Genomic DNA, 11,568 nt, shown 5'->3' on the forward strand with positions numbered 1-11,568 from the left:
GCGATCGATCCGAGGGCGAGCGCGCGCTTCCAATGCGAAGCTGGCGCTCGCGTTTCGTAAGGGAGGACAGCATGGTTCCGATCGCCACCCCTGCCCGGCAGCGGGGTCAGGCAATGCTACTCGGGCTGTTCGTGCTGATCATCGGCGCGGGCATGCTGTTTTTCCTGTTCAATTCGGGTCAGCTGCTGCGTGAGCGCGTCACCGCAACCAATGCAGCAGATGCCGCAGCATATAGCGCGGGGCAGGTGATGGCTCGGGTCATGAATTTCGAGGCTTATAGCAACCGGGCGGTTATGGCCAATTCGGTCGCAATCGGCCAGCTCACGGCTTTGGCGTCCTGGAATAGATACGTCGTCGGCATTGCTTCTTCCTACGATATGCAAAGCCCCGGCTCTGGAGAGATTTGCGAGAGATTTTGCTTCACCGCCAAAGGTCTTCTCCCTTTGGCCGGCACCTACGGGGGTAATGCCGTCCTCGAAGCGTACACGGGCGTGGACGTTTTTGAAATCTACCGGACTTATATCGCTCCGATTCTCGATTATTCCGTGCCCGCACTCATTTTTACCAGCAACGGTATCAGCAACCTGCGGATGCAGCCGCCAGGCATCAAGGACGTGTTGCTCGGGACCTTGCCGGTCGCGCGCCGCCAGGCCGTGCAGGACGTGGTCGATCGCAACTATGAAGGTTTCGGGCCTGCCCGCGGCACCGGCGTGCTGGTGGAGGACACGTTCTTCAGCTTTCAAAACGGCCCCATGATCCGGCGTTATCGGGGTGACGAGCGCGAGCGGCTGCGCGCCACCGTTCAGGCCGCTGCTTACAAGGACCCGTTTGTCGAAGCCCGTTCCTTCGAGCGCAAGACCTTGTTCCCCACCTGCGTCGGCGCCAACGGGGCCAAGTTCGATGAGCTCAAACGAGGTGGCGGGACGAAAGTCGGTCTGGATGACTGGGAAGCGATCGACACCTCGGCATGGCACGAGAAGTACCTGCGCAAAGGCAAGTGCCGCTCACGCGAGGTGCCCCTGGGGTACGGGGCCGGCGAAGCGGGGGGCGAAGAGGGGCTGTCCACGACCAACATGGGCGGCAGCGGAGCCAACAAACGCACCGCATCCTGGGCCGAGTCGAACGCAACGAGCATGGGATACACGGGGCTGCCGGCCTTCTATGAGTTAAGCGCCGAGGCACTGACTCGGGAGCGACCGGCCGCGCGCTTCGCCGTGCGCGTGAATCGCGCCAGCAACGACCTGCACGTGACAGGCAGAGCCGCGCAAACGCAGCCCTCGGGATCGATGGAGCTGATGGGCCCGGGCGGTACCCGATCGATGGCGGCCCTCTCGGCCGTCGAGGTGTACTTTGAACGGCTGACCCCGCGAGACGACGGCCGGGACGAACTGGCCAGTCTGTTCAACCCCTTCTGGCACGCCCGCCTGGTCAGCCCCGGCATCGGTGCGATCGCCGAAACCCTGTCCACCCAATGAGCACGGCAGAACATTCCGGTTGCGGCTGGGCCTTCCCGAGAGCGCTCCTTCTCGGCGTGCTGGGCGCGCACGCCAACGCGCAGGTGCCGGCCGACCCCTTGCAGGGTTACCGGTCGTTGACTGCACAGTACGCCGAGGCAGCGCCCGGACGGCAGGTGCTCACCCGCTACGTCGTGCGCGAAGGCAAGCTCAAGAGCATCGGCGGGGTCAACCGGGACCTGCTGGTGCAGACCCAGCATCTGTGTGTCGAGGGCAAAGGTGTTGGCCGGAAGATCGAGGCCAACGCGCTGCCGCCCTACCTCAGCGTGCTGAGGGAGGAAGAGTACCTGAGCGAAGCAGCGAAGCTCACGGTACAGACACAGGCACGGCTGGAAGTGGGCTTGAACGACTGCAGCGTTCGATGGAAAACCTCGCGGCGCGGGACCCTGGGGCGGTGGAGCAAGGGGACCTGCATGCTGGACTTTGACAAGCGCACCTTCGCGGGCCGCTGCGAGGGGGCAGAAAAGCCGACTGCGGCGCGTGGCGGTGACGAGGAAGTGGCTGCGGCAGCCGCCACGGCGACGAGCGAGCAACGAACCGTCCACGGACAGCGCTGTGTTGTGATGGCCCACCCGGCGCCCGGTGAACTGATGGCGGGCGCCCAGTCTTGCTATTGGCTGCCGGCGGAGGCCGAAAAGAAACGGCTCCCCGGTTTGCTCAGCCGCCCACTGGCCCTCGAAGTGGACTTTGGGCGAGACAACGGGCGGGTGTCGGCGACCGAGCTGAACGAGGGCAAGCTGATGGATGCGCGGCTGTTTGCCATTCCCCTGGGGTTCTCCAGAGGTCAACGATGAACGGTCCTCACGTCAGCCGCCAGAACGGGCAGGCGCTTGCGGAATTCATCGTCGTGCTGCTGGCCCTGGGGGTGCTGCTGGTGTTGTTTCCTCTCATCGGGAAATACCAGGACATCAGCCACCAGGCGCAGATGGCCAGCCGATACGTCGCCTGGCAATCCACGGTTCGCAACGACGCAGACGGGGGCAGCTTCGCCTCCGCCGACGAGATGGCGCGTGACGTGCGCAAAAGGTTCTTCGGGCCCACCACCTCGCGCATCTTCACCGGCGATGCCGCTTCCGACACTCCTCGGGATCGCAATCCGATGTGGACCGATCACAAAGGCAGGCCGCTGTTGCAGGACTTCGGGGACGTGAAAGTGTCGTTCGGTGCAGCGGGTTCGACCGACCCGACGGCCGGCTTCAATGGGGGCGGGTCTCTGAGCGGCGTGTACCCGACCTTGTCGCCGGGCACCTTTGGGCTCAGCAACCGCGGCATCTTCCGCGGAACGGTCGAGGTCCGGCTGGCCAACCTGGACGTCGCTTGGCTGGCGCCCTTCGACAACTTGAACCTGAGCATCACCCGGCACACCAGCATCATGCCGGACAGTTGGGCCGTGGCCAGCGCCGAACGGGTCGAGTCGCGCGTCACCGACTCCCAGGCCAACTTCCCCAGCACGCCACTGAAGGCCCCCGCGTTGATTGTCACGCTGCCGGTGATGGCCCTCGAAGACAACCGCATCAAACCGCCCGAATTGGGCAAGGTCGACTTCTGGCGCGACACCGTGCCGGCGGACCGCCTCAAGTGAGGAGGCACGACATGCACAGCGTCGCGATGGCCAATCGGCTTCGAGATACGAAGGTCCTGCACGTGCTGCTGGCGGCGATGCTCGCCGCGCTGGCCGCCGGTGCACAAGCTCAGGGCGATCCCTGGGCTGGGGTGACCGTTCCCAAAGGGTGGAGCTTGGTCAAGGTGGGCGAGCAGGTGAGGGTCAGTGGCCTGCCCATGACCTTGCGTGCTGGTGTCGTGTCGACCAGCCTAGCAGCGAGCTCCGAAGCCCTGAGACAGACTTGGGGCGAACTGGTGCAGGTGCAAATGGCGCCCGAGGTGGCACTGGTCAGCAAGAAGTTCGGCCCGCACTTCGTGACCGCCCAACTGACACCCGGAAACGACGGGCGCTCGACCCGGGTGGTGCTCTCCAGTGTCCGCCTGCAGGATCTGGTCAGCGGCCCGGTGCCCCGGCCCTTCGCCAGGATGCCACCCGGATCCCACCTGGTGTACGACACCGAGTCCCTCGACCGGGGCAAGTCCGCGCGGCACGTCAGTTGGGTGAACGGGCTGTCGCTGCAGAGCAATCGCAATTTTGTTGTTCGTGGTTTGGAGCAAGACGGTTTTGTCTTGCAGGCCGACGAAACCACGCCCCAAGGCTCAGTGCCTGGCCGGCTGCTCCTGCTGTCCGCGCCGGGGCGGGAGGCCACTGTCGTGCTGCGTCAGACGCAGGAGACGACCAGCGTCACGGTGAACACGACCACTCACGCCGAGGCTTTGCGATGACCCATTACGGATTCCGCCACCAGAACAGGCGACAGAGAGGCCAAGCCATGGTCGAGTACGTCATTGCATCGGCGGTGCTGGCCTTCCTGCTCTTTTTCCTTGTCTGGCCCGGCTCCGACTTGGCACCTGTCTGGTATTTCCTGGACCAGTTGAAGGTGGCCCTGCAGAAGTTTGTCTATTCGCTCTCCACGGCGTTCTAGCGAGACAGGAACAACAAACGAAGGGTGGACGTGGTTCGACGCATCAACAAGAACTGGGTGGTGCTGGGCGTGGCCGTTGGCATTGGGTTGTTGGCCGCCTTCGGTGCGCAACGCTACTTCCAGACCAAGCAGGAGGAGCTGGCGCGCGGCGGCGCCGGCGAGCTGCTCAAGGTGGTCGTGGCGAGCGACGATCTGCCGAAAGGGGAGAGGCTGTCGCAGAACAACCTGGCGGCGCGGGCAGTGCCCGCCGACTTCGTGCAATCCGGCGCGGTCCGTCCCGACCAGTTCGAGCAGATCCAGAACCTGAAACTCGCCTACCCGGTCCGGCGCGGCGAATTCATCATGTGGTCCATGCTGGAGGACCAGAACGCAGCGCCGTTCGCGACACGCGTCTCAGCCGGCCGCCGCGCCGTGGCGGTGCCTGTGGACGAAATCAGCTCGCTGTCCGGCATGCTGCAACCGGGGGATCGCATCGACCTGTTCGTCAGCCTGCAGCGTCATCAGCACAACATCGTGACGCCTTTGCTCGAGAACATGCTGGTGTTGGCCGCCGGCGATCGCGTCAGCGCGGGCAGCGGCGAGGGAGCACAACGCAACTACTCCACCATCACGCTGGATGCGTCGCCTGACCAAGCCTCACTGCTCATGCTGGCGAAGGAGGCTGGCAAGTTGAATGCGGTCCTGCGCAACCCCAACGACCAGACCCCGCTTGCCGTCCTCCCCAACCTCCGGGCCCTCCTGATGGGGATCGAAGAAGTCAAGCCGACAAGACCGGTCATTCCCGTTCTAGTCGGTGGCCAGTCCATGCCGGAGAGCACAGGTGCGGGCGCCGCCAGCACGGAGGCGAAATCCTTGCAGCGGCTTGCCTCGGCGCTCGAGCGCCTGGCACCGGCGCCGACATCCGCTGACGGTCGCTCCGCTCCGCCGGCGGCGGTCGGCAACGCACCCGCCGGCCACGGGCCTGCACCGGCGCCGACGACACGGCCTTAAGACGATGTCCCGATCAACTCAGAACAACCATGACATTTCTACGTTGGCTCTTTGCGGCGGCGCTGGCTGGGGAGTGTGCGACCGTCGCTGCCCAAACGCAGACGCCGGCCGCTGGCTCCCATCTGCCTGCGCCGCCGCCCATTTCGTCCTCCGGCCCCAATGCGGAGGCGGGTGCCGCTGCGCCTGCATCTCGGGGGCTGCCTCCCTCCGGCGTCAGGCATGCGGGGCGACTGCTACCTCTGATCATCCGGGACCAGAACCAAGAGCCGGTGGACGAAACGATCATGTACCAGGGCGAGGCCAGAACCTTCCTCACGCCCAACGTAGCGCGTATTGCGGTTGGCAATGGAGGCGTCCTGAACGCCACCACCCTCGAAGAGAAGGAGGTGCTGGTGTTCGCGAACTCGGTCGGCATCTCCTCCCTGACGGCTTGGGACAAGAGCGGGCGCTATGCAACGGTGAAGATCACGGTGGTCCCCGCCGACACGACCCGTGTCCTGAAGGAGGTGGTGGCCTTCCTGCAGCGCATCCCCCGGGCGCGCGCCGAGATCGTCGGGGACAAGATTGTCGTGGACGGCGATGACCTGTCCGATACCGACCAGGAGCGCGTCGCGCTGATTGCACAGCGCTACCCGCAGGTGATCAACTTCGCCGGCCGTGTGGGCTGGGAGAAGATGATCCGTCTGGCGGTGCGCGTGGTGGAACTGCCGACATCCGAGGTGCAGAACCTCGGCGTCCGCTGGGGTGGTGAAACGGGGCAGACGATCGGCGGATTCAACATCGGGGTTGCGAGCGACATCGGCGTCGGCAAAGCCATCGATCTGCGCCCCGGTGAGGTGCCCATCGCGCTGCCGTTTCCGACTCGGCGGGTGCAGGGCTACTTCGGGATCAACTCACTATTGAGTTCCCAGATCAACCTGCTCGCACTGGACGGCCGGGCGGTGGTGCTCGCCGAACCGACGCTCTCGACCCGCAGCGGCAGCCCCGCCAGTTTCCTCGCGGGAGGTGAGATTCCGTACTCGTCCGCCAGTGCCACCGGCACGCCCAGCGTCCTGTTCAAGACCTATGGTGTGAAGCTCGAGATTACGCCCCGCGTTGACGTCAAGACCGGCACGATCCGCTCCACGATCGAGACCGAGGTCAGCGACATCGATCCCACCACATCGACCAGCTCGGGACCGGCCCTGTTGACACGGCGGGTGAGGAGCGAATTCAACGTGCGGGAAGGCGAGACGATGGTGATGTCCGGCTTTGTCCAACGCCGGCGTGCGAATGACGTGCAAAAGGTGCCGGGCTTGGGCGACCTCCCTTTGGTGGGATCGCTGTTCCGGTCCAAGTCCTTCGTGGATCGCGAAACGCAACTGTTGGTGCTCGTCACCCCCATCACGGTGGACGCGAAGTCGCCCGAGGTGCGCGGCGACGTTCAGAAGACCGACCGCATCGTGGAGCGGGAACTGCGTACGCCGGACCGGGAGCGGCAGCGGATCGAGGAGGAGCGAGCCCGCATCCGAGCGCAACCCAGCCGAGCCGAGCCATTGAGCCCTTGAAAGTCACCACCATACCGAGAGGAGCCCCCTGTGTTCCATGTGGAGATCGTTGCCGGCAAAGAAAGGCGCCAGTTGGAGGTGCCGGACGATGCCATCATCGGCCGCAGCCCTGACTGCGAGGTGCGACTGGAGAGCTGGCGCATTTCCCGGGAGCACGCGCGGCTCTACCGCACGCCCAGTGGTGTGGTCGTCGAAGACCTGGGTGGCATGGGCGGCGTGTTTGTCAACGGCAAGCGGGTGCCGCAGTACGGGCCGCTGGCGGCAGGTGACCGCATCGAAGTGGGGCCGTTTCAGCTGCGGGTCGTTGACGAAGCTCCCGCCCCTCGCACCGCGATGAAGGATGGCTCACTCGCCAAGCCAGTCCCTCCGGCTGCAGGGGGGCGCTCGCAAGAGGAGGTCCGAGCTCACCTGACCGACGTGAAGGCGGCGCGCATCGCCAAGGACGAGGAGCAGCGCCTGAAGGCCGCGGCGCTGGAGTACCAGTGGAGGAGAAGATCACACGAGCGCTTGCTCGAACTGATGGACTTGCGCCGCAAGGACGTCTCCCGCATGAGCGACGAGCAACTCCACACGGAGATCGACGTGCTGGTGCGCGAGGTGATCACGGAGTTGCAGCCGGAGCTGCCGCCGGACGTCGATCAGCATGAGCTGCGTCGACAGACCATCCACGAAGCGATCGGCCTCGGTCCGCTTGAGGACCTGCTGGCCGACGAATCGGTCACCGAGGTCATGGTCAACCGCCACGACGAGATCTACATCGAGCGCTCGGGCCGTTTGCAGCGGCATCCCGTGTACTTCACGAGCGACCGGGCTGTCATGGCGGTCATCGAGCGCATCGTTGCGCCGCTGGGCCGGCGCATCGACGAAAGCTCCCCGATGGTCGACGCCCGTCTGAAGGACGGCTCGCGCGTCAACGCCATCATCCCGCCGCTGGCCATCAAGGGGCCCACGGTCACCATCCGCAAGTTCTCTAAGAAAAAGCTGACCACCGAGGATCTGGTGGGCTACAACGCACTGAGCGTCGAGATGGCCGAGTTCCTGCGCATCTGCGTGGAGCACCGCAAGAACATCGTCGTCTCGGGCGGCACGGGTTCCGGCAAGACGACGCTGCTCAACATCCTCTCGAACTACATCCCGTCCGGCGAGCGCATCCTCACGATCGAGGACGCGGCCGAGTTGAAGCTGCCGCATCCCCACTTGGTGTCCCTGGAAGCGCGCCCCGCGAACGTGGAAGGACGGGGCGCCGTGACGATCCGCGAGCTGGTCCGCAACGCGCTGCGGATGCGCCCCGACCGCATTGTGGTGGGCGAGTGCCGGGGCGCCGAGGCGTTGGACATGCTGCAGGCGATGAACACGGGCCACGAAGGCTCGATGACCACCTTGCACGCCAACGCACCGCGCGATGCCCTGGCTCGCCTGGAGACCCTGGTGTTGATGGCCGGCATGGACCTACCGCTGCCCGCCATCCGGGAGCAAGTCGCCTCCGCGGTCGACATCATCGTGCAACAGACCCGCTTTTCCTGCGGCGCGCGCAAGGTGACTCGGATCGTGGAGATCACTGGGATGGAGGGGGGCAAGCTGCAACTGCAGGAGCTCTTCAAGTTCGAGCACCGGGGTTACGGCACGGACGGGCAGGTGCAGGGCCACTTTGCCGGCTGTGAGACGGTGCCGTCGTTCTTCGAGGAGTTCAGCTCGACGGGCCGTGTCATCGACCTCGAGCTGTTCCGCGCCAAGGCCTAGGAGCACCGGCATGAACATCCCCCTGCTGTTGACGGTCGTCTTCGCCCTGGCCGCCGCGTTGTTGGCCTACGTCGTCATTGACGCCGGGTCTGCCGCGATGGCCCAGCACCGCGCGCAGTTCACGCAGCGCGCGCGGGTCCAGCTCCGGGACCTGTTCTTGTTTTTCGATCCGGCCAAACTGTATCTCGCCAACCTGGCTGCCATGGCGATGGGGGCGATCCTTGTCTACGCGATCACCGACTCCGTGGTTCTGATGCTCGGCAGTGGGGCGGTGCTGTTTTTCATGCCGCCATGGGCCTGGCGCTTCTTGCGTCACCGGCGCCTGTTGAAGGTGGAGCAGCAGCTGCCGGACGCCTTGTTGATGATCTCCGGCGGCCTCAGGGCGGGCGTCAGCCTGAGCGTCGCCCTGCAGAACTACGTGGACATCGCGCAGCCCCCGCTGGCCCAGGAACTGGAGTTGATGCTGCGGGAGCAGCGCCTGGGTGTCAGCCTTGACGATTCCCTCGGGCATCTGGCGCGCCGGGTACCGACCCAGACGATGTCGTTGGTGGTGTCCGCGGTGCGTATCGCCAACGAAACCGGCGGCGGCCTGGCCGAAACGCTGGAGCGTACCTCCCACACCCTGCGCTCCAAGTTCCAGGTGGAGGGAAAGATCCGGGCCCTGACGTCGCAGGGCAAGTTGCAGGCGGTCATTGTCGGTCTGCTGCCGGTCCTGCTGATCTACATCCTCAGCGGCATGGAACCCGAAGCGATGTCCAAGCTCTGGACCACCTACGTCGGATGGGCGACGCTCGCCGTCATCGTGTTCCTCGAGCTGACCGGCATCTACCTGATCCGTCGCATCGTGAGCATCGACGTATGAACACCGACGCCTGGTTCCAGTCCTTCGCCGCGGCCGCTCCGATATGGGCGTTCGCGCTGCTCTTCGGCGCGTCCGTCGCCCTCGCCGCGTGGGCCGTGGGGCGGGCGATGGCCGATGTTCCCGATGAAGACCGCACCTACCTGGACCCGCCACCACCGGGGTTCCGTTGGCTGTGGTGGGTCATACAGCCGGTGGGCTTCGGTGTCGACCGGCTGTTGAGCGAGACCCGACGCCAGATGCTACAGCGCCGGCTGCAGCAGGCCGGCCTGGAGTTCCAGGTGGCGCCCGCGCAGTTCGTCGCCGGACAGCTCGTTGCGGCGATGGTCGGGGGCGTGTTGGTGGCGGCAGTGGCCAATGCCTTCGGCCTGGGCCGCGGCTGGCCCTTTGTCATCGGCACGGTGCTCGGGGCCGGTTATGTCTGGTTGTGGTTGAACGACCGGATCAACGCCCGCCGACGGCAGTTGCAAAAGGCTTTTCCGTTTTACCTCGACATCATCACCTTGTGCGTCGAGGCCGGCCTGAACCTGAGCGGCGCGCTGCAGCAGGCGGTGGCCAAAGGACCTCGGGGCATGTTGCAGGACGAATTGCGCCGCGTGGTGCGCGACGTGAGGGCCGGCAAGCCGCGCGCGGAGGCGTTGCGCGAGCTGGCTGAGCGCGTGAACGACACCGGCGTCACCAGCTGGGTGACGGCGGTGATCCAGGCCGAGCAACTCGGCATGAACCTGGGGCCGGTGCTGCGGACGCAGGCGGACCACAAGCGGATCGAGCGCTTTCTGCGGGCAGAGAAGTTGGCCATGGAGGCACCGGTCAAGCTCTTGTTCCCGCTGATCACCTGCATCTTTCCTTGCGTCTTTGCCGTCATTGCGTTTCCGATCGCCATGAAACTGATGGAGATGAGCCTGTGACCGGAACGGCCCTCTCCCCACTGCGCATCGTGGTTGCCGCGCACTTCCACCAGCGACTGCTGGGGTGGATGGGCCGACGCCATTTTCCGGTCAACGAGGGCCTGCTGTTGAACCCGTGCAACGCAGTCCACGGATTTTTCATGCGCGCGCCGATCGACGTGGTGTTCCTGGACCGCTTCGCCAGCGTGGTCCGCGTCCAGGCGCTCCAGCCGTGGCACACCGCTCGTTGTCGGCGGGCCCACATGACCTTGGAGCTGGCACACGGCGCCTTCGTCAGGATCGGTCCAGACGCGGTGGAGCGCTCGGTGGCGCGCGCGCTGTACCGGGGCAGCCGATCGACCTTCGCTAGGGAGAGAAGATGAGACCGACCTGCGTCCATCGCCGCAGTAGCCAGCGCAAGGGCATGCGCGGCGTGTCGATGATCGAACTCGCCTTTGGCACCCTGGCTTTGGTGACCATCGGGCTGGCCGTTGTTCAGTACGGCATGCTCTATTTCGCCAAGAACAACGTCAACTACGCGGCCTTCGAAGCCGCGCGGGCAGGCGCAATGGCGCATGCTCAGGTGCACGATATCCGCCAGCGCTTTGCACGGGCCCTGGTCGGGCTGTACGGCGGCGGGACCAACCCCGCCGAAATCGCGCAGTCCTACGCCAGGGCCGCGGCCGATCTGGAAGCGAACGCACAACTCGAGATCCTCAACCCGGTTCGGGAAAGCTTCGAGTGGAACGACCCGAAGCTGCAGGCGACGTTGGGCGAGAAGTTCCCGAAGGTCCGTGGAGCCACGCCGCGCGTCATCCCCAACACTGCGTTGCATTTGCGCGAAGGTGCGGAAGCGGTGCGTCCGGCCTCGAGCCAGAACCTGTATGACGCCAACCTGCTGAAGTTGCGCATCACCTACGGCTACGAGCCCCGCATTCCGATCGCCAACAAGCTCTTGCTCGGCGCTTGGAGCGCGGCCAGCGGGTTCAGACCACCGGACGACCCCTACCAACAAGCCTTACTCGCGCGCGGGCGCATCCCAGTGGTAACCCACGCCACCGTGCGCATGGAGAGCGAGCCGGTGGAGAACGTGGCGATGGTGTCGCGCAGCGGTGGCCCTTCGGATGGAGGCGGTGGCGGCGGCGGCACGCCGCCGCCGGGGGGCGGTGACCCGGAGCCTGGCGATCCAGGTGGAGGTGGTGAGGGGCCGGATCCATGCGTGGGTGGGGTTTGCGAGCCGCCGCCCAGTTTGTGCTTGCCCGGTGACGCCAGGTGTCTGCCTCCTGGATGCCGCCGAGGGGACCCGTCATGTGACCCCGTCTGTCGGGTGAGTTGCTGTCCAGGGACACCCGGGGTAAGCCGACCCGTGTCGAGTGCCGCGCTCACCGGCCCCGACGCGGTCTCACGACCCGGTGGCGGGTGAGCGAGCACCAGGATGTCCACGTGTAGCCAAGCCAGCATCTAAGCGACCGACTGCGGCCCGACAGGGCCCAGTTCCAGGGA

General features: G+C 65.6%; 12 protein-coding genes. All 12 read left to right on the plus strand.

Annotated elements, in window-relative coordinates:
* Positions 1-71: 71 nt before the first annotated feature.
* The 12 genes from OOT46_RS22965 (at position 72) to OOT46_RS23020 (ending at position 11,488) form a co-directional block, all read left to right on the plus strand.
* Positions 72-1,475: a pilus assembly protein TadG-related protein gene (locus OOT46_RS22965; RefSeq protein WP_265405954.1), complete on the plus strand. Its 1,404-nt coding sequence runs from the start codon at positions 72-74 to the stop codon at positions 1,473-1,475.
* Entirely contained in the window at positions 1,472-2,308 is an 837-nt protein-coding gene (locus OOT46_RS22970; RefSeq protein WP_265405955.1) for a hypothetical protein, read from the plus strand. Before OOT46_RS22965 ends, OOT46_RS22970 begins: the two co-directional genes overlap by 4 nt.
* A gap of 53 nt (positions 2,309-2,361) precedes the next feature.
* A complete protein-coding gene (locus OOT46_RS22975; RefSeq protein ID WP_265405956.1) occupies positions 2,362-3,096 on the plus strand; it encodes a hypothetical protein in 735 nt (244 codons plus the stop codon).
* A gap of 11 nt (positions 3,097-3,107) precedes the next feature.
* Entirely contained in the window at positions 3,108-3,842 is a 735-nt protein-coding gene (locus tag OOT46_RS22980) for a hypothetical protein (RefSeq protein WP_265405957.1), read from the plus strand.
* A gap of 47 nt (positions 3,843-3,889) precedes the next feature.
* Positions 3,890-4,042, plus strand: coding sequence for a hypothetical protein (locus OOT46_RS22985; RefSeq protein ID WP_265405958.1), 153 nt, complete (start codon positions 3,890-3,892; stop codon positions 4,040-4,042).
* A gap of 24 nt (positions 4,043-4,066) precedes the next feature.
* Entirely contained in the window at positions 4,067-5,032 is a 966-nt protein-coding gene (gene cpaB, locus OOT46_RS22990; protein WP_265405959.1) for a Flp pilus assembly protein CpaB, read from the plus strand.
* A 269-nt stretch (positions 5,033-5,301) separates the two neighbouring features.
* On the plus strand, positions 5,302-6,579 hold the full coding sequence (locus OOT46_RS22995; protein WP_265405960.1) for a type II and III secretion system protein family protein: 1,278 nt from the start codon (positions 5,302-5,304) through the stop codon (positions 6,577-6,579).
* A gap of 30 nt (positions 6,580-6,609) precedes the next feature.
* Positions 6,610-8,319 (plus strand): ATPase, T2SS/T4P/T4SS family, encoded by a 1,710-nt coding sequence (locus OOT46_RS23000; protein WP_265405961.1) that lies wholly within the window; start codon positions 6,610-6,612, stop codon positions 8,317-8,319.
* A gap of 10 nt (positions 8,320-8,329) precedes the next feature.
* Positions 8,330-9,181 carry a type II secretion system F family protein gene (locus tag OOT46_RS23005; RefSeq protein WP_265405962.1) on the plus strand — a complete coding sequence of 284 codons (852 nt, stop codon included), beginning with the start codon at positions 8,330-8,332 and terminating at the stop codon, positions 9,179-9,181.
* Positions 9,178-10,086: a type II secretion system F family protein gene (locus tag OOT46_RS23010; RefSeq protein WP_265405963.1), complete on the plus strand. Its 909-nt coding sequence runs from the start codon at positions 9,178-9,180 to the stop codon at positions 10,084-10,086. The genes OOT46_RS23005 and OOT46_RS23010 overlap by 4 nt, the downstream gene beginning before the upstream one ends.
* Entirely contained in the window at positions 10,083-10,448 is a 366-nt protein-coding gene (locus OOT46_RS23015) for a DUF192 domain-containing protein (protein WP_265405964.1), read from the plus strand. Before OOT46_RS23010 ends, OOT46_RS23015 begins: the two co-directional genes overlap by 4 nt.
* Positions 10,445-11,488 carry a TadE/TadG family type IV pilus assembly protein gene (locus OOT46_RS23020; protein WP_265405965.1) on the plus strand — a complete coding sequence of 348 codons (1,044 nt, stop codon included), beginning with the start codon at positions 10,445-10,447 and terminating at the stop codon, positions 11,486-11,488. The genes OOT46_RS23015 and OOT46_RS23020 overlap by 4 nt, the downstream gene beginning before the upstream one ends.
* The last annotated feature ends 80 nt before the right edge of the window (positions 11,489-11,568 follow it).

This window comes from Aquabacterium sp. A7-Y, from assembly GCF_026153205.1.
Lineage (GTDB): Bacteria > Pseudomonadota > Gammaproteobacteria > Burkholderiales > Burkholderiaceae_C > Caldimonas.